This window comes from Nocardiopsis sp. M1B1, from assembly GCF_052466615.1.
Map to the genome: position 1 here is coordinate 5029716 of NZ_CP196194.1, position 25682 is coordinate 5055397.

23 protein-coding genes and 3 tRNA genes are annotated in these 25682 nt (G+C 71.4%); 9 read left to right on the forward strand and 17 right to left on the reverse strand.

Translation table 11 applies throughout. From position 1 onward, the window contains the following. Positions 1-25 precede the first annotated feature (25 nt). The 4 genes from ACSTA4_RS21835 to ACSTA4_RS21850 all read right to left on the reverse strand — a co-directional run bounded on the left by ACSTA4_RS21835 (position 26) and on the right by ACSTA4_RS21850 (position 2632). Positions 26-499, reverse strand: coding sequence for an SRPBCC family protein (locus ACSTA4_RS21835; protein WP_444960819.1), 474 nt, complete (start codon positions 497-499; stop codon positions 26-28). Further along, entirely contained in the window at positions 496-843 is a 348-nt protein-coding gene (locus ACSTA4_RS21840; RefSeq protein WP_444960820.1) for an ArsR/SmtB family transcription factor, read from the reverse strand. The genes ACSTA4_RS21835 and ACSTA4_RS21840 overlap by 4 nt, the downstream gene beginning before the upstream one ends. Positions 844-1193: 350 nt before the next feature. Beyond that, positions 1194-1266: transfer RNA gene (locus tag ACSTA4_RS21845), tRNA-Ala, on the reverse strand. A gap of 91 nt (positions 1267-1357) precedes the next feature. After that, entirely contained in the window at positions 1358-2632 is a 1275-nt protein-coding gene (locus tag ACSTA4_RS21850; protein ID WP_444960821.1) for an RNA-guided endonuclease InsQ/TnpB family protein, read from the reverse strand. Between the two features lie 119 nt (positions 2633-2751). On the opposite strand from ACSTA4_RS21850, the gene ACSTA4_RS21855 reads away from it, so the two are divergent. Further along, a complete protein-coding gene (locus ACSTA4_RS21855; RefSeq protein ID WP_444960822.1) occupies positions 2752-2964 on the forward strand; it encodes a hypothetical protein in 213 nt (70 codons plus the stop codon). An 89-nt stretch (positions 2965-3053) separates the two neighbouring features. On the opposite strand, the gene ACSTA4_RS21860 is transcribed toward ACSTA4_RS21855, so the two are convergent. Both ACSTA4_RS21860 and ACSTA4_RS21865 read right to left on the reverse strand, forming a co-directional pair. Then, on the reverse strand, positions 3054-4832 hold the full coding sequence (locus ACSTA4_RS21860; RefSeq protein ID WP_444960823.1) for a siderophore-interacting protein: 1779 nt from the start codon (positions 4830-4832) through the stop codon (positions 3054-3056). Positions 4833-5184: 352 nt separating this feature from the next. After that, positions 5185-5257: transfer RNA gene (locus tag ACSTA4_RS21865), tRNA-Ala, on the reverse strand. A gap of 154 nt (positions 5258-5411) precedes the next feature. Between ACSTA4_RS21865 and ACSTA4_RS21870 the strand changes: the two genes are divergently transcribed. Continuing rightward, positions 5412-5705 carry a GroES family chaperonin gene (locus ACSTA4_RS21870; protein ID WP_017568462.1) on the forward strand — a complete coding sequence of 98 codons (294 nt, stop codon included), beginning with the start codon at positions 5412-5414 and terminating at the stop codon, positions 5703-5705. A 77-nt stretch (positions 5706-5782) separates the two neighbouring features. Here ACSTA4_RS21870 and ACSTA4_RS21875 read toward each other — a convergent pair whose 3' ends face one another. Further along, positions 5783-6382, reverse strand: a complete 600-nt coding sequence (locus ACSTA4_RS21875; protein ID WP_444960824.1) for a TetR/AcrR family transcriptional regulator — start codon at positions 6380-6382, stop codon at positions 5783-5785. A 138-nt stretch (positions 6383-6520) separates the two neighbouring features. Between ACSTA4_RS21875 and ACSTA4_RS21880 the strand changes: the two genes are divergently transcribed. After that, positions 6521-8299, forward strand: a complete 1779-nt coding sequence (locus ACSTA4_RS21880; protein WP_444964239.1) for an ABC transporter ATP-binding protein — start codon at positions 6521-6523, stop codon at positions 8297-8299. 160 nt (positions 8300-8459) lie between these two features. Continuing rightward, the gene (locus ACSTA4_RS21885; protein ID WP_444960825.1) at positions 8460-9623 is read left to right on the forward strand and encodes an alpha-hydroxy-acid oxidizing protein; all 1164 of its coding nucleotides are present in this window, start codon (positions 8460-8462) and stop codon (positions 9621-9623) included. 93 nt (positions 9624-9716) lie between these two features. Here the strand turns inward: ACSTA4_RS21885 and ACSTA4_RS21890 are convergent, their stop codons facing one another. Genes ACSTA4_RS21890 through ACSTA4_RS21900 form a run of 3 tightly spaced genes read right to left on the reverse strand, consistent with a single transcriptional unit; the run spans position 9717 to position 12828 of the window. Beyond that, entirely contained in the window at positions 9717-10616 is a 900-nt protein-coding gene (locus ACSTA4_RS21890; RefSeq protein WP_444960826.1) for a carbohydrate ABC transporter permease, read from the reverse strand. Next, complete coding sequence (locus ACSTA4_RS21895; RefSeq protein ID WP_444964240.1) at positions 10613-11461, reverse strand: carbohydrate ABC transporter permease; 849 nt, start codon at positions 11459-11461, stop codon at positions 10613-10615. The genes ACSTA4_RS21890 and ACSTA4_RS21895 overlap by 4 nt, the downstream gene beginning before the upstream one ends. Before the next feature lie 56 nt (positions 11462-11517). Beyond that, the gene (locus ACSTA4_RS21900; RefSeq protein ID WP_444960827.1) at positions 11518-12828 is read right to left on the reverse strand and encodes an ABC transporter substrate-binding protein; all 1311 of its coding nucleotides are present in this window, start codon (positions 12826-12828) and stop codon (positions 11518-11520) included. Positions 12829-13051: 223 nt separating this feature from the next. Between ACSTA4_RS21900 and ACSTA4_RS21905 the strand changes: the two genes are divergently transcribed. Both ACSTA4_RS21905 and ACSTA4_RS21910 read left to right on the forward strand, forming a co-directional pair. Further along, a complete protein-coding gene (locus ACSTA4_RS21905; RefSeq protein ID WP_248771506.1) occupies positions 13052-14071 on the forward strand; it encodes a LacI family DNA-binding transcriptional regulator in 1020 nt (339 codons plus the stop codon). Positions 14072-14090: 19 nt separating this feature from the next. Next, entirely contained in the window at positions 14091-15710 is a 1620-nt protein-coding gene (locus ACSTA4_RS21910) for a glycoside hydrolase family 13 protein (protein WP_444960828.1), read from the forward strand. A 217-nt stretch (positions 15711-15927) separates the two neighbouring features. Here ACSTA4_RS21910 and ACSTA4_RS21915 read toward each other — a convergent pair. The 4 genes from ACSTA4_RS21915 to nadD form a co-directional block, all read right to left on the reverse strand. Next, positions 15928-16000: transfer RNA gene (locus tag ACSTA4_RS21915), tRNA-Ala, on the reverse strand. Positions 16001-16080: 80 nt separating this feature from the next. Continuing rightward, entirely contained in the window at positions 16081-16704 is a 624-nt protein-coding gene (locus tag ACSTA4_RS21920; protein WP_274974281.1) for a histidine phosphatase family protein, read from the reverse strand. A gap of 31 nt (positions 16705-16735) precedes the next feature. Further along, entirely contained in the window at positions 16736-17134 is a 399-nt protein-coding gene (gene rsfS, locus ACSTA4_RS21925; protein WP_047870575.1) for a ribosome silencing factor, read from the reverse strand. A gap of 17 nt (positions 17135-17151) precedes the next feature. Further along, the gene (nadD, locus tag ACSTA4_RS21930) at positions 17152-17805 is read right to left on the reverse strand and encodes a nicotinate-nucleotide adenylyltransferase (RefSeq protein ID WP_416026940.1); all 654 of its coding nucleotides are present in this window, start codon (positions 17803-17805) and stop codon (positions 17152-17154) included. A gap of 231 nt (positions 17806-18036) precedes the next feature. Between nadD and ACSTA4_RS21935 the strand changes: the two genes are divergently transcribed. Further along, positions 18037-19092, forward strand: coding sequence for a M48 family metallopeptidase (locus ACSTA4_RS21935; protein ID WP_444960829.1), 1056 nt, complete (start codon positions 18037-18039; stop codon positions 19090-19092). Positions 19093-19298: 206 nt separating this feature from the next. Here the strand turns inward: ACSTA4_RS21935 and ACSTA4_RS21940 are convergent, their stop codons facing one another. From ACSTA4_RS21940 to ACSTA4_RS21950, 3 genes are all read right to left on the reverse strand, one after another. Beyond that, complete coding sequence (locus ACSTA4_RS21940; protein WP_444960830.1) at positions 19299-20030, reverse strand: alpha/beta hydrolase family protein; 732 nt, start codon at positions 20028-20030, stop codon at positions 19299-19301. Positions 20031-20205: 175 nt separating this feature from the next. Beyond that, positions 20206-21177, reverse strand: a complete 972-nt coding sequence (locus tag ACSTA4_RS21945) for a hypothetical protein (RefSeq protein ID WP_248771521.1) — start codon at positions 21175-21177, stop codon at positions 20206-20208. Between the two features lie 309 nt (positions 21178-21486). Next, positions 21487-22761 (reverse strand): glutamate-5-semialdehyde dehydrogenase, encoded by a 1275-nt coding sequence (locus tag ACSTA4_RS21950; RefSeq protein ID WP_444960831.1) that lies wholly within the window; start codon positions 22759-22761, stop codon positions 21487-21489. A gap of 543 nt (positions 22762-23304) precedes the next feature. Between ACSTA4_RS21950 and ACSTA4_RS21955 the strand changes: the two genes are divergently transcribed. Together ACSTA4_RS21955 and ACSTA4_RS21960 are read left to right on the forward strand one after the other, a co-directional pair. Further along, positions 23305-24597 carry an AMP-dependent synthetase gene (locus tag ACSTA4_RS21955; RefSeq protein WP_444960832.1) on the forward strand — a complete coding sequence of 431 codons (1293 nt, stop codon included), beginning with the start codon at positions 23305-23307 and terminating at the stop codon, positions 24595-24597. A 106-nt stretch (positions 24598-24703) separates the two neighbouring features. Next, positions 24704-25666, forward strand: coding sequence for an aldo/keto reductase (locus tag ACSTA4_RS21960; protein WP_444960833.1), 963 nt, complete (start codon positions 24704-24706; stop codon positions 25664-25666). Positions 25667-25682: the final 16 nt, after the last annotated feature.

The window sequence follows — 25682 nt, forward strand, 5'->3', positions numbered from 1 at the left end:
CACAGGCGGGATCGGCCGGAGGCGCTCAGCCCATCGCGGCCAGCAGCTCGTCCAGTGCGTCCATGGACTGCTTCAGGCCGTACTCCATGCCGGACTCGACCATGCCGTCGCGGTCCTCGACGCTCTGGAACACCGTGGTCGACGTGTAGAGGGTGCGCCCGTCCCTCTCCTCCAGGGCGGTGGTCTCCAGGCACACGTGCCCGGGCATGCCCTCGAACTCGAAGGTCTGCACGAAGCGCTCGGGCGCGACGACGTCGTGGACCACGCCGTGGAAGGCGTACTCCCGGCCGTCGGGGGCGCGCTCGACGAACCTCCAGGAACCGCCCCGGCGCAGGTCCGCGCGGTCGATGACGGTCTCGTTCTCCTTGAGCCCCCACCAGCGGGCGAGGTGCTCGGCTTCGGTCATGGCCCTGAACACCACGTCGCGGGGCGCGTCGAAGCTGCGCGTGACGACGATGTCGTGCTGCCCGGGCTCGGCGATCACCGTGAGGTCGCTCATGACTGCTCTCCTGTGGTCTGTGTCTGCTGGATTCGGCGGATCTCCGCGTCGAGCCGGTCGAAGCGGTCCTCCCACTGGCGGTGGTAGCGCTCGATCCACCCCGTCGCCTCCTGCAGGGGGGCGGTCTCCAGTCGGCAGGGGCGCCACTGCGCGTCGCGGCCCCGGCTGACCAGGCCCGCCCGCTCCAGCACCTTCAGGTGCCGGGAGACCGCCTGGAGGCTGATGGGGAACGGCTCCGCCAGCTCGTTGACGGTGGCCTCACCCTCGGCGAGCCTCGCCAGCAGCGCCCGACGGGTCGGGTCGGCCAGTGCAGCGAACGTGAGACTCAACGGGTCGGTCGCCATCTGCGTATTCAACTTTCCTGTTAATCAACCGATGTGTTGATTATGGCCCACGACACACCAACGAGTCAAGAGAGAAGAACCACTTCGACCCCGACCACAGAGGGTCTTGGGGCGAAGCCCGCGTTGCAAGGGAGTGTCCCACCCGCCCCGCCGATCGCCGCAGCCCCGACCACAAGAGGCCCGGAGGCGAAGCCTCACGTTGCAGGGGAGTGCCCCACCCGCCCCGCCGATCACCCCAGCCCCGACCACAGGGGGGTACCTCGGGGGGTTCGGGGGGCCTCCCCCGGAAAGCACAAAGGACGACCCGGCGAGGCGGCCGAAGGCCGCCGAGCAGGGTCGTCCCGAGTCCGTGGAGCTATGGGGATTCGAACCCCAGACCTCCTCCATGCCATGGAGGCGCGCTACCAACTGCGCCATAGCCCCGTGTGCTGTTCGGCAACGGTTCGAGTCTACCGGACGTGTGGGGGTGGGTTGACTTCCTCTCCTGTCTGAAGGCAGGAGAATCCGGAACCACCTACCGGTGGTTCGAGGCCAACGCCTCGTCACGGGTCGCCCCGTGGCCTTCCTGTTTCACCGCCGGTCGCCCCGTCCGGGAGGAGTCCCGTTGAGGTCTCACACCAGCTCCCGCCCCTACTGTGTGGGCTTCGCCATGATCACACAGCGGGAGCCCGGCCCCAACCGCCAGCCCGGCGGCTTCGAGATTGAGCGCCGCGTTCACATCCCGATCATGGGCCACCCCACACCGGGGGCACATCCACATCCGGACGTTCAGCGGCAACGACGCATTGAGGTACCCGCACCCAGACGTCGAACACAGCCGGGAGGAGGGGAAGAACCGGTCCACCACGACCAGATCGCGCCCGTACCAGGCGCACTTGTACTCCAGCATGGTGCGCAGCTCACGCCAGGACACGTCCGAGATCGCCCGGGCCAGCCTGCGGTTCTTGACCATGTTGCGCACGGCCAAGTCCTCGATCACGACCGCTTGGTTCTCGCGGACGAGTCGAGTGGAGAGCTTGTGCAGGAAGTCGCGCCTGCGGTCGGTGATGCGGGCGTGCACCCGAGCCACCTTCCGGCGGGCCTTGTCCCGGTTGGCCGAACCCGGTTGTTTACGCGACAGGGCACGCTGCGACCGAGCCAGCCTGGCGCGGTCGCGTTGCTCGTGGCGGGGGTTGGCCACCTTCTCCCCGGTCGACAAGGTCACCACCGAGGTGATTCCGGCATCGACACCTACCGCGTCGCGAGTGGCCGGGGCCGATGTGATGGTGTCCTCGCACAGGAGCGAGACGAACCAGCGCCCGGCCGCGTCACGCGAGACCGTGACCGTGGAGGGGCGTGCTCCTTCGGGCAGGGGGCGCGACCACACGATGTTCAGGGGTTCGGTCATCTTGGCCAGGGTCAGGCGGCCGTCGCGGTAGCGGAACTCGGACCGGGTGTACTCCGCCGAGGCCCGGGATTTCTTCTTCGACTTGAACCGCGGGTACTTCGCACGCCGGTCGAAGAAGTTACCAAAGGCGGTGTGCAGGTGGCGCAGCGTCTGCTGGAGCGGGACGGAAGAGACCTCGGTGAGGAAGGACAGCTCCTGCGTCCTCTTCCAGGCGGTGAGCATGGTTGAGGTGTGGGAGTAACCCACCCGCTCCCGGCGCTGGTGCCAAGCGGCGCTGCGTTCGGCCAGAGCGCGGTTGTAGACCAGGCGCACGCACCCGAACGTGCGCGACAGCTCAGCCGCCTGCGCATCACTCGGGTAGAAGCGGTACCGAAACGCCCGCTTCACGCTCTTCCCGGTCATGGCACACACCGTAGCGACCGCCCTGCGATCGCGTGAGGCGAATCCAACAGAAAGCGACAGGAAGGAGAGGGCGTTTCCTCCCCGCCCTGAAGGACGGGGTATCCACGCCCGACAAACAGATGAGCGACAGACCACGACAGAACCCGGTCGACACCCTGGTCCGCTGGGAGGACCACGGCGCCGTGTGGCGGGTGGTGGGGCGGACCGCCTCCGAGGTGACGGTGGCCCTGTGCCGGTGCGACGGGGGCGAGGAGGTGGAGCGCCTGACCTCGGGCGATCCGGACCTCCTCGCCTTCGTGGACGAACGGCTCAGTCCTCCTCCAGATTCCTGATCGCCTTCCAGTCCGCGGTCCCGGGCCCGCGCGACGCGTGAGAGGAGGAGCATCGGCATCCGCGCACGGCCGGAACGGGTGCGGCGAGTTCACGCATGTGCGACGGTCACGGTCCCGAACGGGCCGAAACCCCAGCCCAGGGTGGTGGCCTCCAGCCGCGAAGCCCCGGCGGCGCGCAGGAGGTCGCCGATGCGCTCCCGGGTCCGCAGCACCGAGCCGGTGACCGCGAGGCTCGTCAGGGCGTGCTCGGCGGCGTGGTCGTCGGTGGCGGCCTTGTCGGACGTGCGTTCGGCGAGCACCAGGGCGGGGCCCGCGGCGAACGCGGCGCGCAGCAGCAGGAGCGCCTCCTCGTCGGATCGGCCCTCCAGAGCGCCGACGAGGACGGCGCAGTCGTGTGCGGGCCAGGCCGGGTCGGCATCGCCCGGCAGCTGCACGGTGCGCCCGCGCGCGAGGTGCGAGGCGACGAACGGGGCCGCGTCGCCGAAGACGGCGAGGGTGCGCGCGTCCGCGACCGGGGCGGTCCGCGCGAGCGGTTCGAGCACGTACTGGAGGTCGTCCGCGGCGCGGTCGTGGTGGACGCCGTCGAGCGCTCCGTCGGCCGCCCGGCGCTCGCGCCACGACGACGCGCCCAGGCGCGGCGAGGGACGGCCCGAGCGCAGCACGTCGAGGAGGTCGACCAGCGCGAGCGCCTCGCGGTTGGCCGGGTTGTCGAGCGAGAGGTCCTCGACCGCCGACTCCTCCATGAGGACGCCGCCGCAGGCGGTGTTGCGGTAGCGGTCGCCGTCCCGCTCCACCAGTCCCAGCGCGGACATCGCGTCGAGCAGGGGCGCGAGCCGGGTCGGCTCCACGCCGGTCTCGCGGGCGATCCCGTCGCGGGTCGAGACGCCGTAGGCGATGAGCGGGCCGATGCCGAGCGTGACGGCGACGCGCGTGATGATCGGCGGCGCCAGCTCGGTCATCTCGTGCACCTCGTGGAGCAGCTCGGCGGGGGTCGTGCCGCCGGTGTCGGCGGGAACGAGGCGCTCGGCGTCGTCACGCGGCGCGCTGTCGTCCGCGCTCCTGGGCCTGCGCCAGTACCCGACGACCTCGACGTCCTCCTTCGGGAGCCCCAGGTCCCCGCGCAGGTAGCGGCGGATGGGGGCGATGGTCATCGCCTCGCCGCCGACCCAGGCGTAGACGCGCTGGTCCGGCACCGCCACGCGCCGCACGGCGTCGAACAGCCGCGTGCCCGTGCCCGCGGGGAGTCTGCCGCGCACGAGCCACTCGACGCTGACGTCCGCGGCGGTCGGGATGTCCTGGCGGTCGGCCTCGGTCGGGACCTCGACGATCACGTGCCCGCGCGTGCCCTCGGGGGCCTCCTCCAGCCAGCGGCCGATCGCCGGGAGCGCCGTCTCGTCTCCGACCAGCAGGTGCCACTCGGCCTCGTCGTTGCGCAGGGCGCACGACTTGGGGCCCGCGAAGTGGATCCGGTCCCCCGGCCGCGCGCGGAACGCCCAGGCCGCGGCCAGGCCGTGGTCGTGGCGCACGACGTCGATGTCGAAGGTGTTCGCCTCCGGGTCGTACGAGCGCACCGTGTAGTCGCGGGTCAGGGCGAGCACCTCGGGGTTCCACGCGAACCGCTTCTCCTCCTGCGTGCCGACGTGCGGCAGCGGGCCGTCGGTCGGCGGGATGACGAGCTTCACGTGGTCGTCGAACCCGTCCGAGCGGAACGCGGGGCGTTCGAAGCCCCCGCCCATCCTCCCCGCGGCGAGATCGTCTCCCGTCAGAGTGATCCGGCGCATGTTCGGCGTGACGTCGACGACGCGGGCCACCTCCGCGCGGCGCAGCACGATGGGATGGATCCGGAGGGGCCGTGAGGTGCGGGGCATGGGAACTCCTGAGGGAAGCCTTGGTGCAAGCCAGGCGAGGCTAACCTAATCCCGAATACCACGATGCGGCCGCCTCCGGGAAGTGGACGTTCCACCGGTACGAACCCGGAACCCGGGCGCACCCACCGCAACCACAGGAGGAGCGTCTCGGAAAGAGGAGAACGCGGCCTCGACCGCAGGGGGTTCGGAGGCGAAGCCTCACGTCGCGGGAGAACACCCCGCCCACCCCACCGATCCCCACAACCCCGGCCACAGGGGGGTACCTCGGGGGGTTCGGGGGGTCTCCCCCCGGTAAACGCAAAGGGCGACCCGGCGAGCGCGTTCACGCGCGAGCAGGGTCGCCCTTCGTCCGTGGAGCTATGGGGATTCGAACCCCAGACCTCCTCCATGCCATGGAGGCGCGCTACCAACTGCGCCATAGCCCCTTGTATGCCGGGCGGTTCCCCCGCTCGGCGATGGAATTACTGTACCGGAGGTTGGGAGTGGGTTGCGACCTCGGGGCCCTCCGGTGGACGTGCGGTGGCCGGTTTCCGCGCCGAATACCCTGGAGTGGTGCCCGAATCAAAGCTTGAGATCCAGATGCTCCACGACCGCCTGCTGGTGAAGTCGGTCCCGGACAGGACCGAGCGGCGCAGCAGCGCCGGCCTGGTCATCCCGGACACGGTGAAGCTGGCGACCAGGCTCGCGTGGGGGGAGGTCGTCGGCGCCGGGACCAGCGCCCGCCACGTCAAGACCGGGGACCGGGTGCTCTTCGATCCCGAGGAGCAGGGCGAGGTCGAGCTGAACGGCGAGCGTTACGTGATCCTGCGCGAGCGCGACGTGCACGCCGTGGCCAACGAGGCCCCCGAGCGCGGCACCGGCCTGTACCTGTAGCCCCCTCCCCCGGCTGGTTCCCCGACTTCCTCGTTCGCGCCGCCCGGGGCGGACGTCCGTCCTCGCGCCGCCCCGGGTCAGTCGCCCGCGCCGTCGCGGCCGGGGTTGGCGATGGCCTTGGTCAGCGAGTGCACGCACAGGTTGAGGGACTCGTAGGCGGGCGTGCGGCTGGCGCTCACGTAGGCCCAGGCCGCGTAGAGCCCTGCCCACAGGAGCTGCTGCGTCCACACCGGGGTGATCCTGGGGTCGATGCTGCCGTCGGCGTGGCCGCGCTCGACGAGGGCGAACAGGGCCCGGTCAGCCTCCCCGCACTCCTCCTCCAGCATCTCGTCCCAGGAGTCGTCGGCCCCGAAGGCCAGCATGACCACCTTCTGGAGCCCGAAGTACTCGGGCACCAGGCGCCGAAAGGCCTCCAGCCCGGTGCCCTCGGTGGTGCGTGCCCGCTCGGTGGCCTCGTTGATGAGCTCGTCGGCGTACTCGCCGAGGGCGCACACCAGGTCGGCGCGTTCGGCGAAGTAGCGCTGGAGCGTGCTGCGCGCCACACCCGCGGTTCTGGCCACCTGGGACAGGGGCGCCGAGGAGTTCTCCCCGAGCACCTCCACCGCCGCTTCGAGGATCGCGCGCCGGGTCCGGGCGCGCGTCCTCGTCTCTTCGTCTGAGGGAGCGCTCTTCACCATGCCCTCATCCTAGGCTTGTCGGTAATTGGTTGACAATAATCGGTCACCTATGACCTACTTTAAAACATGACTGATCCATCCAAAGTAGACACCGACTCGAAACCGGGTGTGCCCGAACCCCGGTTCGCCCAGCTCCGGGTGCTGTGGTCGTTCGTGCGCCCGCACCGGAACAAGCTGGCGCTGGGCCTGGTGCTGGCCCTGTTCGGCTCGGCGCTCGAACTCGCCAACCCGATGGTGATCAAGCTGGTCCTGGACACCGTCTCCGGCGGGGGCGGCCTGCTCGTGCCGATCGCCCTGCTGCTGGGCCTGTTCGTGCTGGGCACGGTGTCCGGCCTGTGGCACTGGATCCTCCTGGGCACCGTCGCCGAGAAGGTGGTGCTGGACGCGCGCACCTCGCTGGTGCGCCGCTACTTCCGCGCCGCGCTCATCCCGCTGTCGCGCCGCTCCTCCGGCGAGCTCGTCACCCGGGCGACCTCCGACACGGTCCTGCTGCGCGAGGCCGCCTCCAGCAGCGTCATCAGCCTCATCAACGGCGGCGTGCTGCTGGTGGGAACGCTGGTCATGATGGGCGTGCTGGACCTGTTCCTGCTCACGGTCACCTTCGTCGCGGTGCTCGTGGTCACCGTCCTGTTCCTGACGCTGATGCCCGCCCTGGCCAAGGCGCAGGAGAGGGCGCAGAACTCCCTGGGCCTGATGGGCGGCATGCTCGACGGCGCGCTGCGCGCGGTGCGCACGGTCAAGGTCAGCCGGGCCGAGGAGCGCCTGAGCGGCCAGATCCTCGAACACGCGCGGGAGTCCGCGCGGCACGGCGTGCGCTCGGTGCGGCGCGAGGCGGTCGCCTGGACGATCGCGTTCAGCGGGATCCAGCTCGCCATCATCTCCATCCTGGGCGTGGGCGCGCTGCGGGTGTCCTCGGGCGCGATCGAGGTCTCCACCCTCATCGCCTTCCTGCTCTACGCGTTCACCCTGATGACCCCGGTCATGGAGCTTTCCCAGAGCGTCACCACCCTCCAGTCGGGCGTGGCCGCGGCCAGGCGCATCCGCGAGGTGGAGGCCATTCCGCTCGAACCCTCCTCCGAGGCGGCGGACGCGGACGCGCCGGTCCCCTCCCCGGACGGGGACCGCGCGGGCGCGCTGCTGGAACTGCGCGGGGTCACCGCCCGGTACGCGCCCGGCGCCGAGTCCGCGCTGGACGGCGTGGACCTGGCCGTCCCCCGGCGCGGGCACACCGCGATCGTGGGGCCCTCCGGCGCGGGCAAGACCACCGTGTTCTCGCTGCTGCTGCGCTTCCTCGAACCCGAGGAGGGGCAGTTGTTCCTGGACGGGACCCCCTACCGGGAGCTCACCCCCGGGCAGGTGCGCGGCCGCTTCGCCTACGTGGAGCAGGACACCCCGGTCGTCCCCGGCACCATCCGGGAGAACCTGCTGTTCAGCCGCCCCGAAGCCACCGAGGACGAGGTGCGCCGGGTCCTGGGCCAGGTGCGGCTGGCCGACAAGATCGACGCCCTGGAGGAGGGGCTGGACACCCCGCTGGACGCCACGTCCTTCTCCGGCGGCCAGCGCCAGCGCATCGCCCTGGCCCGCGCCCTGCTGCGCTCGCCGGACGTGCTGCTGCTGGACGAGGCCACCTCGCAGGTGGACGCGATCACCGAGGCCGCCATCACCGAGAGCGTGCGCGCCCACGCCGCGCGGGCGGCCGTGGTGACCATCGCGCACCGGCTGTCCACCGTGATCCACGCCGACACCATCGTGCTGATGGAGGACGGGCGGGTGCGGGCCAGGGGCACTCACCGGGAGCTGATGGACCGGGACGACCTGTACCGGGAGCTGGTCACGGCACTGCACATCGCCGAGACCGGGGCCGCGGAGCCCGGCGGTGACCGGACCGAGGCGGACCGGGTGACGCCGGTCACGTGAGCGCGCGGTAGCATCCGGCCAGAACCGGCGGGCGCGAACGGTTCGACGGCCGCGGCCGCGGGGGCACACCTCCCCGCGGCCCGGTCCGTCCTCTTCTTCCGTCCCGTGCGCCGTGCCCCGCGGTGCCCGTACCCGGCGCCGCGGCGCCAGCGAGGGAACCATGACCGACTTCGCCCAGTACCAGGACGGCGTCTACGCCGACGCGACCAACGGCATCCTGCCCGGCCTGCCCTACCACCACGAGGACCTGCGCGACCTGGCAGAGAGGGCCATGGAACCGGGTCCGTTCGGCTACGTGGAGGGCGGTGCGGGACGGGAGCGCACCGCCCGCGCCAACGTGGACGCGTTCGCCCGCTACGCGCTGCGCCCGCGCAGCCTGCGGCCGGGAGCCGAGGGGGCCGGGGGGCTGGGGGTCACCCTGTTCGGCAGGGAGTACGCCACACCGCTGCTGACCGCGCCGATCGGCGTCCTGGAGCAGGTGCACGAGGAGGCGGAGCTCGCCGTGGCCGAGGGCGCCAACGCCGTGGGGGTGCCGATGGTGCTGTCCACGGCCGCCTCCACCCCGATGGAACGTGTCGCCGAGGCGGTCGACTCCTGGTGGTACCAGCTGTACTGGCCCGGCGACGACGCGCTGGCCGAGTCGTTCGTGCGGCGGGCGGCGGCCGCGGGGGCGGAGGCGATCGTCGTCACCGCGGACACCAAGCGGCTGGGGTGGCGGCCCCGCGACCTGGCGCTGGGCCACCTGCCGTTCCTGCGCAGCCAGGGCACGGCGAACTACTTCAGCGACCCGGAGTTCCGGTCCCGGCTCAAGGCCGACCCGGAGCCGGGCGGGGTGTTCACCGAGGCGGTGTTCCACTTCCTGGGCGCGTTCGCCAGCAGGTCCCTGAGCACCGACAACATCGCCCGCATCCGCCGGTGGACGGACCTGCCGGTGCTGGTCAAGGGCGTCGTGCGCGGGGACGAGGCCGCCGACCTGGTGGCGGCGGGCGTGGACGGGATCGTGGTCAGCAACCACGGCGGCCGACAGGTCGACAACGCCGTGGCGGCGCTGGACGCCCTGCCCGAGGTGGTGGACGCGGTCGGCGACCGCGCCACGGTGCTGTTCGACTCGGGTGTGCGCTCGGGCGCCGACGTGGCCGTGGCGATGGCGCTGGGGGCCGAGGCGGTGCTGCTGGGGCGGCCGTGGGTGTACGGGCTGGCCGTGGGCGGCGCCGCGGGCGTGGAGCACGTGCTGCGCGCGACGCTGGCGGAGCTGCAGATCACCGCCGAGCTGATGGGCAAGGACGCGGCGGACCTGGACGGGAGCGACGTCGTGCGCCGCTGACCCGGGTCCGGCGGGCGGCCGCCCCGGACACGGAGCCGGTCCCGGAGGCGCGGTGCGCTCCCGGGACCGGTCCGCTTCCTTCCGGTCGTGCTGTCAGCCCTTGACGGCTCCGGAGGTCAGGCCCGCCACGATCCTGCGTTGCAGGACCAGGGCGAAGATGATCAGCGGGACCGACACCAGGACCGAAGCGGCCATGATCTGGCCGATCGGGTTCTCGTAGCCGACCCGCTGGAAGGTCGCCACGAAGACCGGGACCGTCTGCACGTTCAGGTCGTTCGGGGCGAAGGAGAAGGCCAGCAGGAACTCGTTGGTGGCGTACACGAAGGTCAGGATGGCCGCCGCTCCCACGCCCGGCGCCGCCAGCGGCGCCACCACGCGCAGGAAGGCCTGGAACGGGGTGGCCCCGTCCACCTTCGCCGACTCCTCGATCTCCTTGGGGATGCCCGCGAAGAACGTGGTGAGGATGAAGACGGCCAGCGGCAGGGTCAGCGCCACGTACGGGATGATCATGCCCGCGAAGGAGTTGAGCAGGTTGATCCCGGTCCACTCGTTGAGCTGAAGGTACATCTGGTAGAGCGGGTTGACCAGCGCCACCGGCGGGAACAGGGTCGCGACCAGGGTGGCGGCCAGGATCGCGAACTTGCCCGCCAGCGGCAGCCGGGCCAGGGCGTAGCCCGCCAGCGAGGCCACCGGGATGCAGATCAGCGTGGTCACCGTCGCCACGATCAGCGAATTGCGCAACGCGAACTGGAAGCCCTGGTCGAAGATCTCCCGGTAGTTGCCGAAGTCGAAGGGCCCCTGGAAGATGTTCGGGTCGGTGATCGCCGCCGATCCCGACCGCAGGCTGGTCATGCCCATCCACAGGAACGGGAACAGGCACCACAGCAGCACCACGGCCAGCCCGAGCAGCTTGAGGGTGTTGCCCACCGCCGGGTGGACGCGTCGGCGCGGCTTGTGCACCGACCCGCTCGGCCTCACCGTCTCGGCCGTCATCGCTTCTCCTTCCGCGGCGCCTCACCGATCATGTGGCGGCCCATCCGGCTGATGAAGGCCAGGCCGACGAGCATGACGATGACGAACGTGACCGTGGACAACGCGTTGGCGTAGCCCAGGTCCGGGTCCCGGACCAGGTAGCGCTGTGCGTAGACCGACAGGGTGGCCAGTGAGTTCGAGTAGCCGGTGAACACGTACGCGAAGTCGAACATGCGCAGGGCGTCCACCGTGCGGAACAGCAGGGCCACGACGATCGACGGGCGCAGCAGCGGCAGGGTGATGTTCCGGAAGCGCTGGAGCGCGTTGGCCCCGTCCACCCTGGCCGCCTCGTAGTAGTCCTTCGGGATGGTCTGCAGGCCCGCGAGCAGCAGCAGGGCCACGAACGGCGCGGTCTTCCACACGTCGGCGCTGATGATGCCGACCATCGACCAGAACGGGTCGCGCAGCCAGTTGATGTCCGTGCCGAGGACGGCGTTCACGAAGCCCGGGTTGGGGTCGAACATGAACCGCCACACCTGCGCGGCCACGGCGGTCGGGATGACCCACGGGATCAGGATGACCGCGCGGGTCAGGCCGCGGCCGAGGAAGGCCTGGTGCATGATCAGCGCGAAGGCCATCCCGACGAGGAACTCCAGCGACACCGACGCGACCGTGAACACCAGGGTGTTCCAGACGGCGTTGAAGAAGCCGGAGTCGGTCAGGACACGGACGTAGTTGTCGACGCCGGTGAACTCCTGGCGGAACCCCCGGATCTCGTAGAGGCTCATCCCGATCGCGTAGAAGACCGGGAAGAGCGCGATCACGGCCATGAAGGCGAACGACGGGGCGAGGAAGATCCGCCCCATCGCACGCTCACCCAGGCCCCTGCTCACGCGGACTCTCTGGGTCGTCGCCATGCGGCCTACTCTTGTTCGAGCGCGTCGTTGGCCGCCTGGTCCACCGCCTCCAGGGCCGTGTCGGGCTCCTCCTGGCCCCGGAAGGCCGGGTGCAGGTTGTCCTGCACGGCCAGGGACAGCGAGTTGTAGCCGGGCACCGGCGGGCGGGCCTGGGCCTGGGCGAGGATGTCGCCGAGCATCTGGAAGTCGGGGTCGTCGGTGTTCTCGTAGGCGCTCGCCATGGTCGGCGGCAGGCTGTTCTGGAGCAGGATGTCCTGCGCCTCGGGGTCGGTGGCCGCCCACAGGACGAACTCGCGGGCCAGGTCCTTGCTGTCGCTCAGCGTGCTGACAGCGTTGTTGAGGCCGCCCAGCGCGCTGGTGGTGCCCTCACCGGTGAAGGTGGGCAGCGGGGCGACCGCGAAGTCGTCCGCGACCGCGCTCTCCTCGTCACCCTCGCCCGCCAGGAGCGGGATGGCGTAGGGCCAGTTGCGCATGTAGACGGCCTCGCCCGCCTGGAACAGGGCGCGCGCGTCGTCCTCGACCATGGTGTCGAAGCCGTCGGCGTAGAACCCGCTCTCGTAGGCCTCGGTCATGAAGTCCAGGGCCGTGGTGGCGGCGTCGCCCTCCAGGAAGGTGCTCTGCTCCTGGGCGTCGTCGAACAGCTGGCCGCCCGCGGACCAGTACAGCTCCAGGAAGTTGACGACGAAGCCCTCGTACTGGTCGCCCTGGCCGACGTAGGCGGAGATGCCCTCCTCCTCGGCGGCGGCCATGCCGGTGTCGTAGAGCTCCTCCCAGGTCGTGGGGGGCTCCTCGACGAGGTCGGTGCGGTAGTAGAGGAACGCGCCGTTGGAGGAGTAGGGCAGCGCGTACAGCTCCTGCTGCCACTGGGAGCTGTCGACGGCCCCCTCCAGGCTGACGCCCTCGACCTCGCCGCGCAGGTCCTCCAGGCTCTCGACGTAGCCGTACTCGGCGAACTCACCGGTCCAGATGACGTCCAGGCCCAGGACGTCGAACTCCCCCGCCTGGTTCTGGAGGTCCTGGAACATGGCCTGGCGCTGCTCGTCGGCGGTGGGGGCCAGGAAGAAGATGTCGACCTGCTGGTCGGGGTTGTTCTCGTTCCACAGGCGCGCGACCTCCTCGTGGATCGCGCGGTCGGCCCCGGTGACCGCCCAGACGAACGCCGGGTCCTCGGCCAGGCCCGCGGTCTCGCCGCCCTCCCCCGCGGTCTCCTCCCCGGGGGGTTCGCCGCACGCGGTGGCCAGGGTGAGGCTCAGTGCGGCGAGCCCGGCAGCGCACGCGCGCACCGTGTACCCCTTCTGGTGTGAATGCACTGGCATGGCTCTCTCCTTACCGCGCCGGAAGGGTGTCCGGGCGCGCGGCGTCGAGTGTGTGCTGGGTCATCCCCCCGTGTTCGTGCGCAAACGATGCCACCGACTGTGTGACCTAGTCAACAGTGAACGCGTTTCGATATACGTCATGCGCGGAAAGGAAAGGCACGCCGTCCGAATCTCCTCATGAAAACGTTGCCATCACCCGGGTCGCGCTCCTACCGTGGACGGCATGGCCAGCCAACCCGCGAGCATGCGGGACGTCGCCCAGCGAGCGGGGGTCTCCCTCTCGACGGTCTCCCGTGTGCTGCGCGGGGCCCCCGGGGTCGCCCCGGAGGTGCGCCAGCGCGTCCAGCGCGCGGCGGACGAGCTGGCCTACGTGGTCTCGCGCAACGCCTCGGGCCTGGTCACCGGCCGCACGGGGCGGGTCGCGGTGGTCGTGCCCTTCCTCCAGCCGTGGTTCTTCGGGACGGTCCTGGCCGGGGTCAGCGACGCGCTGCGCGAGGCGGACCTGGACATGCTCGTCTACCAGGTCGGCGAGACGCGGGCCCGGGAGGGCTGGACGCGGGCGCTGCCGCTGCGGCGCAACACCGACGCCGTGGTCACCGTGTCCATGGACCTGTCCGAGGAGGAGTGCCACCGGCTGGACGACGTGGGCGTGCCCGTGGTGCTGGTCGGGCAGAGGATGTCCGATCGGGCCAGTGTGTACATCGACGACAGGGCCGGTGCCGCGGGGGCCACCCGGCACCTGCTCAACCTGGGGCACACGCGCGTGGCCTACATCGCCTCGCGGTCCGAGACCTGGTCCAGCGCCAGCTCACGACACCGGCTGCGGGGGTACGAGGCGGCCATGGCGGAGGCGGGGCTGCCGCCGCGGAGCGTGGCCAAGTCCACCGGGCACGCGGGCGGCGAGCTGGCCATGGGCGAGCTGCTGTCGGACCACGACCCGCCAACGGCCGTGCTGGCCGAGTTCGACGACCTCGCTCTGGGCGCGTACCGCACACTGCGCCGCTCGGGCGTGCGCGTGCCGGAGTCGATCTCCCTCATGGGCTTCGACAACCACGACACCGCGGCGGTGATGGACCTGACCACCGTCGACCAGGCCCCCTACGACACCGGGCTGACCGCGGGTCGGCTCACCGTGGGCATCCTCAACGGGACGGCCGGAACCCTCCAGGTGGAGATGCCCACCCAGCTCATCCTGAGGCAGTCCACCGCCGCGCCCCGGAGCACGCGCGGCCTGTTCTCCTGACCCATTCGGAGGAACCAGCATGCAGCAGTGGTGGCGCGACGCGGTCCTGTACCAGGTCTACCCGCGCAGCTTCGCCGACGCCGACGGGGACGGGACCGGCGACATCGCGGGGATCACCGCGCACCTGGGCCACGTCGCCGACCTGGGCGCGGACGGGATCTGGCTGTCGCCGTTCTACACCTCGCCGTGGGCGGACGGCGGGTACGACGTGGCCGACTTCCGGGACGTGGACCCGCGCCTGGGCACCCTGGAGGACTTCGACGCGATGGTGGCCGCCGCGCACGCGCTGGGCCTGCGGGTGATGGTCGACATCGTGCCCAACCACACCTCCGAGGAGCACCCGTGGTTCCGGGAGGCGCTGGAGGCCGGTCCCGGGTCGCCCGAGCGGGAGCTGTACGTGTTCCGCGACGGGCGGGGCGCGGACGGCGAGCTGCCGCCGACCAACTGGCGGTCGACGTTCGGCGGCCCGGCGTGGACCCGCACGGCGGACGGGCAGTGGTACCTGCACATGTTCGCGCCCGAGCAGCCGGACCTGAACTGGGACGACCCGCGGGTGCGCGAGGAGTTCCGCGCCGTCCTGCGGTTCTGGAGCGGGCGCGGGGTGGACGGGTTCCGGATCGACGTGGCGTACGCGCTGGTCAAGGACCTGCGGGAGCCGTTGCGCGATCTGGTGCTGGTGGAGGGCGGCCGGTTCGAGGACATCGCGGCCAACCCGGACCACCCGTTCCTGGACCGGCCCGAGGTGCACGAGGTGTACCGGGACTGGCGGCGGGTGCTGGCGGAGTTCGACCCGCCCCGGGCCACGGTGGGCGAGGTGTGGCTGCCCGGTGAGCGGCGGGTGCTGTACACGCGCCCGGACGAGCTGGACCAGGCGTTCAACTTCGACTTCCTGCGGACCGCGTGGGACGCCGACGCCTACCGCGGCGTGATCGACTCCTCGATCGCCGACGCCGGGCAGGTCGGCACGGTGCCCACGTGGGTGATCGGCAACCACGACGTGGTGCGCCCGGTGTCGGTGCTGGGGCTGCCCCCGGGCACCGACCAGAAGGCGTGGCTGCTCTCCGACGGGCGCGACCCGGAGCCGGATCTGGAGCTGGGCACGCGGCGGGCGCGGGCGCTGGCGCTCCTGGAGCTGTCGCTGCCGGGGTCGGCGTACGTGTACCAGGGCGAGGAGCTGGGGCTGCCGGAGGTGGCGGACCTGCCCGCCCAGGCGCTGGAGGACCCGCGGTGGTCGCGCAGCGGGCACACCGACAAGGGTCGGGACGGGTGCCGGGTGCCGCTGCCGTGGACGCGCGAAGGAGCGTCGTACGGCTTCGGCGGGGACGCCCCGTGGCTGCCCCAGCCCGAGGGGTGGGGCCGCTGGTCGGTGGGGGCCCAGACCGACGACCCCGGGTCCGTGCTCTCCCTGTACCGCCGGGCGCTGGCGCACCGCCGGGAGTTCTCCTCTGACGAGGCGCTGACCTGGGACGACACGCTGAACCGGGGGCCGGTACTGGCCTACTGGCGGGGTGAGGACGTGCTGGTGCTGGTCAACACGGGAGAGGAGGCGGTGGAGCTGCCGCCGGGCCGGGTGCTGGTGGCCAGCGCGGAGCTGGACGGACGGCTCCCGGGAAACGCGGCGGTGTGGCTGCGCCGCTGACCGGCACGGCCCCGGGGCGAAGCCCCACCTCGCGGCCCCGACCACAGGGCACCGGAGGCGAAGCCCCACGTTGCAAGGGAGTGCTCCACCCGCCCGGCCGATCACCGCTACCCCGGCCGCAGGGGGGTACCTCGGGGGGTTCGGGGGGTCCCCCCCGGAAAGCATCGCGGGCTGCGGCGAGCCGGTCGAAGACCGGCGAGCAGCAGCCCGCGCAACGTGGAGCTATGGGGATTCGAACCCCAGACCTCCTCCATGCCATGGAGGCGCGCTACCAACTGCGCCATAGCCCCTCAAGGGAGTCGATCGGACCTTTGGCGGTCCTGCCGACTCCCTGAACCATAGCGGAATCCGGCCCGAACGTCGAAACGGTTCAGGCGTCGTCGCTGAGCACGACCGGCTCGGGGAGGCTGGCCGCGTTGTGCTCCATCAGCCGCCACTGCCCCCGTCGCTCCTGGAGCACCGACCAGCAGCAGTTGCTGATCGGTCCCAGGATCTCGCGCTGTTCGTCGGGGACCCCCAGCATCCGGGCGATCCCGACTCTGAGGGCGGCGCCGTGGCTGACCACGACGAGCAGCCCCCCGGTCGGGGTCTTGCCCAGTCCGCGTTCGACGGCGGCGCGCATCCGGTCGCCGACCTCGGCGATGAGCTCGCCGTCGGGGATGTCCATGCGCGCGTGTTCGACCGGCCAGCGCGCGGACAGCTCCGCCCCGGTCATCCCCTCCCACGAGCCGCCGAAGCGCTCGCGCAGCCCCTCGTCGAACTCCACGGGCACCCCGGAGGCCCGGGAGAGGTATCCGGCGGTGTCGGCGGCCCTGGTCAGGTCGGAGGCGACGATGACGTCGGGGTTCAACGAGGCGAGCAGTTCCCCCGCCCGCCTGGCCTGGGCGTGGCCGACCGGATCGAGTGCGATGTCGGTCTGCCCCTGGAAGCGGTTCTCCACGTTCCAGGACGTGCGTCCGTGCCGCCAGAACAGCACACGAGGGGTGTCGCTCACGTGGTGTGTCTCTCCGCTCGCAGTGGGGGGGTCAGAACTCGTCCAGCGGCGTGCGCTGGGCGCCGCGCGCGCCCTCGGGCAGGTCGATCTCGGGGCAGTCCTTCCACAGCCGTTCGAGGCCGTAGTAGCCGCGCTCCTCCTCGTGCTGGATGTGCACGACGATGTCGGCGTAGTCCAGCAGGACCCAGCGGCCGTCGCGCTCGCCCTCGCGCCGGACCGGCTTGGCCCCGGACTGGAGGCGGAGCTGGTCCTCGACCTCGTCGACGATCGCGCGGACCTGCCGGTCGTTGGGGGCCGAACACAGGACGAAGGCCTCGGTGATGACCAGCTGCTCGCTGACGTCGTAGGCGATGATCTCCTGGGCGAGCTTGTCGGAGGCGGCTTCCGCCGCGACCCTGACCAGCTCCAGTGCCCTGTCGGTGGCTGTCACGTTGTGCTTGCTGCCTTTCAGCTCTCTAGGTAGAGCCCGGTCTTGTTGATGTAGCGGACGATGCCGTCGGGGACCAGGTACCAGATGGGTTCGCCCTTGCGGACGCGTTCCCGGCACTCGGTCGAGGAGATGGCCAGCGCGGGGACCTCCACCAGGGAGACCTTGCCCTCGGGCAGTCCGGTGTCACTGAGGTGGTGACCGGGCCGGTTACAGCCTACGAAATGCGCGAGCTCGAAGAGTTCGTCGACGTTGTGCCAGCTCAGGATGGCGCCCAGCGCGTCGGCTCCGGTAATGAAGTACAGCTCCACGTCGGGACCGTACTTGGCGCGCATCTCGCGCAGCGTGTCGAGGGTGTAGGTGGGCCCCGAGCGGTCGATCTCGATGCGGTCCACCCGGAACTGGGGGTTCTCGGCGGTGGCGATGACCGTCATCAGGTAGCGGTCCTCGGAGGGCGTCACCTTGGCCAGGTCCTTCTGCCAGGGCTGGCCGGTGGGGACGAACACCACCTCGTCGAGCCCGAAGAGGTGGGCGACCTCACTGGCCGCCACGAGGTGGCCGTGGTGGATGGGGTCGAAGGTGCCGCCCATGATGCCGACCTTGGTCGGACCGGTTCCCCCCCGCGGCGCGGGGGAGTCGCCGTTGCGGGATGCGTCGGAAGCTGCGTGCGCCACTGTGCGCTCCGTTTCGCCGTGGACGTTGCCGTTGCCGGGATCGGCCAACCGAGATTAGCCGACGGAGGGCACCACCGCCGTCCCCTTCCTCCCTTTTTGGCCCTGGCACTGGGACAACGAACGCCGTGTCGGGTTCCTTCCCCCGGGCGCGTCGGCGCCGCTCGGAAATCGCGTCATATCTCGAAGCCGGAAACCGTGGCCAAGCGCGATCACGGCGCATAGCATGCCGATATGGCCAACACACCAGACCGCGTCCGCGTCCGGCTCTCCGAGATCTCGCCCCGTGCCTACGAACACCCCGCCGACCGGGGCGCCCTGGTCGCGCTGCGCTCGCTGCGCGGGTTCGACGAGGTGTTCAAACGCCTGTCGGGACTGTTCAACGAGCGCGCCCTGCGACTGATGTTCCTGTCCAGTGCCGTCCGGGTCGGGCCCACCCAGTTCCCCCACGTCTACGACTACGTGCGCGACGCCGCCTACGTCCTGGACATGGACGAGGTCCCCGAGCTCTACATCCAGATGAACCCGAAGCCGAACGCCATGGCGATCGGCAGCAACCGCCCGTTCATCGTGATGACCACGGGCCTGTTCGACCTGCTGGACGCCGAGGAGCAGCGCTTCGTCATCGGCCACGAGGTCGGCCACATCCTCAGCGGCCACGCCGTCTACCGCACCATGCTGCTGGCCCTGATCCGGCTGGCCACCCGCGTGGCGTGGGTGCCGCTGGGCTTCATCGGCATCCAGGCCATCGTGGCCGCGCTGGAGGAGTGGTACCGCAAGTCCGAGCTGTCCTGCGACCGCGCCGGGATCCTCGCCAGCCAGAACCCCGAGGCGGGCAAGCGGGCCCTGATGAAGCTGGCGGGCGGCTCCAAGCTCGTGGAGATGAACCCCGACGCCTTCCTGGAGCAGGCCCGCGAGTACGAGTCCGGCGGCGACGCCCGCGACAGCCTCATCAAGCTGATCAGCCTGGTCGGGCAGACGCACCCGTTCGCGGTGGTGCGCCTGGCCGAGCTGCACCGGTGGATCGAGGACGGTTCCTACCAGCGCATCATCGACGGCGACTACCCGCGCCGCTCCACCGACCGCGACGCCCGGGTGGGCGAGGAGGCGCGCAAGGCCGCCAACTCCTACAAGGAGTCCTGGGATCGCACGGGCGACCCGCTGCTGGGCACCCTGCGCGACGTCGCGGGCAGCGCGGCCAGCGCGGGAGGCAAGATCTTCGACACCGTCGCCGACCGGTGGCGCAACGGCTCCTCCCGCACCAACCAGGGCTCGGGGACCTCTTCCTGACCGGTCCTTCCCCGAGGCACCAGCGCCCGGGAACCCGGCACCGGTTCCCGACGCGCGCGGGAAACGGGTGCCCGGCCGCGAGGGGCGGCCCCGGACGCGGGCCGCCCCTCGGGCGTGTCCGGCGGGTGCGCTCCGTCGCGTGCGGCTCCGCTGAGCCGGGGACTCCTCCGTCGCGGGGCGCGGCCGCGCCCTCGGGCGCGGGCGGCTCAGCGCAGGTCGTCGAGGTAGGCCCGTGCCTCCCGCCAGGCGGGGTGGGCCGGGTCGATGACCGCGAAGTGGTCGGCGCCGACCGGCTCGCGGTGGTCCACCTCGTCCCCCGCGGCACGCGCGGCGGCCACGTAGGCGCGGCTGTGGTCGACCGGGACGCGCTGGTCGGCGTCCCCGTGTACGACGAGTTGGGGTACCCCCAGCGGCACACGCAGCAGCGGCGAACTGGCGGCGTAGACCCGCGCGGAGGGGGCGGGGCCCAGGAACGGCTCCACCGCTCCCTCGCCCAGTCCCTCCCGGGCGCAGCGCTCGGGGTCGGTGACGGGCGCGAGGGCGACGACGGCGCGCACGGGCGTGCGGGGGTGGAGCGCGTTGAGCAGCGCCAGGTGCCCGCCCGCCGAGTGACCGACGGACACCGTGCGGGACAGGTCGTAGCGGTCGGGCTCGCGGGCCGCGGCCTCGGCGAGCGCCGCCAGGGCGCGGTCGACGTCGTCGAGCGTCTGCGGCCAGCCGCCCCCGTCGTCGCCGGTGCGGCGGTACTCCACGTTCCACACCGCCCACCCGGCGGCGGCCAGGTCGCGGGCCAGCGGGTCCATGAGCCCGGCGTCGAGCACGTCCCGCCACCAGCCGCCGTGCAGCAGGGCGGCGACGGGCGCGGGCGCGCCGCCCTCCGGTTCCCACAGGTGCGCGATCTGGCTGGGGTGTTCTCCGTAGGGAACGGTGGTGGGCACGCGTCGCTCCTCGTCCTCGGGCCGGCCTTTCGCGGACGGTAACAGTCCTCCCCAGCCATCCCCACCGCGCGTCCCCACGACGCGCCACGGCGAGGTCGGGAACCCGGGCACACGACAGCGCCGACGGCGGGGCCGTCGGCGCTGTCGGGCGTCCTGGCGTGACCGGGAGCGGGTCCTAGAAGGCGGGACCGGCGGCCATGGCCTCGTCGATGGTCGTGGAGCGGGCCTCCTCGACCTCCTCGACCAGGTCGTCCTCGTGGGCCTCGAACTCCTCGACCACGGCGGCGGAGAAGCTGCGCAGGGCGATCTCCTCGGTGAGGATGTCACCGCGGACGCGGTTGTTCTCACCGATCTGGGCGGTCGGGCTGTTGGCGGAGGTGGACAGGTCACCGCCGACGATGTTGTTGTCGACGTAGACGCCGCCGCTGACGCCGGTGACGCTCAGGTCGCCGTCGACGTAGTTGACGGAGGAGCAGAAGCCCTCCTGCTCGCCGGCGCCGACCGCGACCGGACCGGTGCCGCCGCTGTAGGTGGCCGCGCCGATCACCTCGCTGTCGCAGAGGATGCCGCCGCTGGCGGGGTTGTTGACGGTCAGGGCGCCGCGCACCACGGAGTCGTAGATGTCGGCGTACTCGACACCGTCGGCCTTGACGGCGCCGCCGATGCGCGAACCGGAGACGTAGACGGCGCCGACCTCGGCGTTGATGCTGCGGACGGAGGAGTCCACCACGTAGGCGAAGCCGTCGGTGTTGCCGCCGTCGACCGGGACGGCGCGCAGGGCCGCACCCGTGGAGCTGTCCTCCAGGTAGGTGCCGTAGGAGCCGCGGTTGACCACGCGGTCGCCGACGGAGCTCTCCTGGGAGTCGAAGTAGGCGTCCTGCTGGACGGTCACCTTCCCCTCGATCTCGCCACCGATGATGTGCAGGTTGGCACCCTGGCGGACGGTGACGTCGCCCTGGATGACCGTGCCGTCCAGGAAGCAGCTCTTGCCGGCGGGGACCGCGAGGTCCGTGGGCAGGGTGATGGCACCGCCGTGGCCCGAGCAGAGGGTGACCAGGTCAGCCTGGGCGGGGGAGGCCATCAGCGTGACACCACCGACGGCCAGGGCGGTCGTGGCGATGGCAGCGACCTTGCTCCGGAGCTTCATTCGGGGGATTCCTTTCGTTGTGACCGTGGGGGGGCGACACTCCGAGCGATGCGGAAGCGCGCCGTGAGACACCACAGTGAAATTACCGACCAGCCGTCGCTTTGGGAATACGTGCTAGACGAAGATTCGCTTCTGTCCAGGTTTCCAGCGGGAAAACGCTCCAGATGCCAACGGCCCCTCGGACCCCGGATGTCACTCTCGGTCGCACGACGAGCACACGCCTCCGGCCGCACGTCACGGGCGGACCCGGGGCGTGCGGTCCCTCGCGGTCCGGGGCCGCCCGCGCGAGGGCGGCCCCGGCGCGCGCGGCTACCTGAGGTGGCCGTCCCCGGTGACCACGTACTTGGTGGAGGTCATCTCGGTCAGCCCCATCGGGCCCCTGGCGTGCAGCTTCTGGGTGGAGATGCCGATCTCGGCGCCGAAGCCGAACTCGCCGCCGTCGGTGAACCTCGTGGAGGCGTTGACCATGACCGCGGCGGAGTCCACCCGCGAGACGAAGTACCGGGAGGCCTTCAGCGAGTCGGTGACGATGGCCTCGGTGTGCTGGGTGGAGTACCTGCGGATGTGGGCCAGCGCCTCGTCGATGGTGGGCACCACGCGCACGGCCAGGTCCATGGACAGGTACTCGGTGGCCCAGTCCTCCTCCGTGGCCTCGACCACCCGGGCCCCGGTCGGGTGGACGGCGGCGGCCTCCAGCACCCGGGGGTCGCCGTGCACGGTCACGCCGCTCTCACCGAGGGCCTCCAGCACGCGCGGCAGGAACTCCTCGGCCACGGCCTCGTGCACCAGCAGGGTCTCGGCGGAGTTGCACACCGAGCAGCGCTGCGCCTTGGCGTTGGTGGTGATGGCCACGGCCTTGTCGAGGTCGGCGTCGGCGTCCACGTAGACGTGGCACAGGCCCTCGCCGGTCTCGATGACCGGCACGGTGGAGTCGCGCACCACGGCCTGGATGAGGGAGCCCCCGCCGCGCGGGATGAGCACGTCCACCAGGCCGCGCGCCCGCATGAGCGCGGTGGAGGACTCGCGGGTGCGGCCGGGCACCATCTGGACGGCGTCCACCGGGACCCCGGTGCCCTCCAGGGCGTCCCGCAGGACCCCGACGATGGCGGTGTTGGAGGAGTAGGCCGAGGAGGAGCCGCGCAGCAGGGCGGCGTTGCCGCTCTTGAGGCACAGGGCGGCGGCGTCCACGGTGACGTTGGGGCGGCCCTCGTAGATGATGCCGATGACACCGAGCGGCACCCGGATCTGGCGCAGGTCCAGGCCGTTGGGCAGCACGGACCCGCGCACGGACTCGCCCACCGGGTCGGGGAGCTCGACGATCTCGCGGACGGCCTCGGCGATGGCCTCGATCCGCTGCGGGGTGAGGGTGAGCCGGTCGACCATGGCCGGGCTGGTGCCGTCCTCGCGGGCCCGCGCCACGTCCTCGGCGTTGGCCGCGGTGATCTCGTCGGACCGCTTGACCAGGGCGTCGGCGATCGCCAGCAGTGCGGCGTCCTTGACCGCCCGGCTGAGCGGGGCGAGGTCGGCCGCCGCGTTCCTGGCCCGCCCGGCTACCGCGTGGACCTCGCGCTCGATGTCACTCATGGTGCTCTCTCTTGGTTGGGAGGCCATCCCGGCGTACCCGCCCTGCGGCGTCGAAGGGTCCCAGGGGCATGCGCCGGAATGAATGCTTCCAGCGTATAGCGCGGCCCCGCCGGACGGAGGTTGTCCACAGGGCGGAGTCGGGCACGCGCGGCCGGGCCGTCCGGTCCGGCCCGCCACCTCGGCCTCCACCGGACGGACGCTGGTACCCGGACCCGAGCCGGTCACCGGGCGTGACGGCCCGCAGCTCACACGTGAGGAAGGTCATATCACGAGGGAAACGACGGCCCGTCCTGCGGGGACACCCCCGACGACGGACGATAACGAAAGGTGTCCATACGGTCACACGGGCCCGGAGACCGCCTCGGATATCGTCGCATTCTCTCGAATGGACGCATTCCGAAGTCAGCTGCGGCCCCGCCCCGCCGACGACTGGACGACGAAGTCCGGGAACTTCTGGTCACTTCGGATTCACCAATGGCTCCGCAGCAGTACGAACGCCCGTGATCGGCCGCATTTGAGTACACCAGGAACGCGAGTGCGAGAATGACAACGAATTTCGGTCCACGAACGACCCTCGGCGGGGCTCCGTCCACGGCGCGGGCACTGGCCAGGCTGTCCAGGATTCCGGTACTGCGGGAGAAGTACCTCCGCCACACCTCCGGGACCTCCGCGCCGGAGTTGTCCGACCTCCCCACGCTCGACAGGGACGAACTGGGCCGGGCGATCGACACCCTGGTGCGCACCGACCCGTCCGCCCTGACCCGCGCCTCCCTGAACGTCATGGGGGGCACCCGGTCGACCATGCGCCTGGGGGCGGTTCCGGCGGACCTGTACCTGGACGAGATCGCGCCGCACGTGCGCCCCTTCGAACAGGGCGACCTTTTCACCACCCTCGGCACCCCGTTCCACATGCGGGCCTGCCAGGAGCTGCACAACGGACTCGCCTCCAGGGCCGGGGTGCCCACGCTCTCCATGGACGCGCCGACCGACCAGATGATCGACGCCTACCTCGACCTGTTCGAGCGCCACGGGGTCAACGCCCTGGGCACCACCCTCGACACCTTCCGGAGCCTGCTCCGCTACTGCGCCGCGTCCGGCCGGGACCTCGGCTTCCTGCGCAAGGTGCTGTGGAGCGGTCCGGCCATGGACGCCGCCACCCGATCGCTGATCCGGACGCACTTCCCCCACCTGCGCACGTGGGCGCTCTTCGGCTCGGCGGAGACCTGGATCATCGGGCACAGCGGCCCGGACTGCGCCAACGACACCCTCCACCCGCTCCCCCACCAGTACACGGAGATCGTCGACGGGCGCATGCTGGTGACCGTCACGCACGAGAAGGCGGTCGTCCCGCTGCTGCGCTACGAGACCGGGGTCGCGGCCGAATGGACGGCCTGCCCCTGCGGTCTGCCCGGTCCCGCAGTGCGCACCCACAGCCGCATAGACGCCCCGATGGGGCCGCTCAGCCGCGTGGTCTCCCCCCTCGACCTCGTGCCGCTGGCCATGCGGCTCGATTCGGTGGAGGCGGCCCAGGTCGTCCTGGTCGATCCCCACACCGAGGACGAACGGCTCCACCTGCGGGTCCGGCTGCGCCCGGAGACCAGGTCCGAGCTCTACACCGGCGAGTGGATACGGCAGCACGTGCTGTCCGAGTCGCTGGGGCTGTCCGAGGTGACGGAGGAGGCTCCGGAGTCCTTCGAGGTCATCGTCTCCCGGCACATGCTGCGGGAACTCCCGGACGGGTCGGCCCCCGAGTTCCTGGTGCGCGAGGGGGGACGCCTCCGAATCCAATCGACATCGATTCAGCGTCAGGGTTCTTATGGTACCTTCTCGGCATAGGTTCAGGAGGGCAGTTCGCAGGCGCCGTGTGCGGCGCCCGGGTCACACCCCCGGGTAGCGCCTCCCTGAGTCGCGTCGAGCACGACCACCGAGCACAGGAGTGCGCATGCGGACTGTTCCGCTGACCACCGACGGCCCCACCGTGTCCGCCCAGGGGCTGGGCTGCATGGGGATGAGCGAGTTCTACGGCCCGGGAGACGAGGCCGACTCCCTCGCGACCCTGAACCACGCCCTGGACCTGGGCGTCGGCTTCCTCGACACCGCGGACATGTACGGGCACGGGGCCAACGAGGAGCTGGTGGGCAAGGTCGTCCGGGAACGGCGGGAGGAGGTCGTCCTCGCCACCAAGTTCGGGATCGTCCGCGACCGCGGGACCGGTGCCCGCAGCCACCGCGGGGACGCGGAGTACGTCCGCGCGGCCTGCGACGCCAGCCTCTCCCGCCTGGGCGTCGAGACGATCGACCTCTACTACATGCACCGGCGCGACACCTCGGTCCCCGTCGAGGAGACGGTCGGGGCCATGGCCGAGCTGGTCGCCCAGGGCAAGGTGCGCCACCTGGGGCTGTCCGAGGTGAGCGCCGACGAACTGCGCGCCGCCCACGCCGTGCACCCGATCGCCGCCGTGCAGACGGAGTGGTCGCTGTGGAGCCGCGACGTGGAGGAGTCCGTGGTGGGCGAGTGTGCGCGGCTCGGCGTGGGCTTCGTCCCCTACTCCCCGCTGGGACGCGGCTTCCTCACCGGGGCCCTCCCTCCGGTGGAGGAGCTGTCCGCCGACGACTTCCGCCGCGGCAAGCCGCGCTTCTCCGGCGAGAACGCCGTGCGCAACCAGGATCTGCTCGCCATCGTGCGGCGGGTGGCCGACGCACACGGCGCGACCCCTGGCCAGGTCGCCCTGGCGTGGGTCCACGCCCAGGCCGAGCGCTGGGGCCTGCCCGTCGTTCCCATCCCGGGAACCAAGAGGCGCGAACGCCTGGAGGAGAACGTGGGCGGCGCGGACCTGGTCCTCTCCCCGGAGGACCTCGCCGAACTCGACACCATCGCCGGCGCCACCGCGGGCGCGCGGTACTGACCCTCCTCCGAGCCGG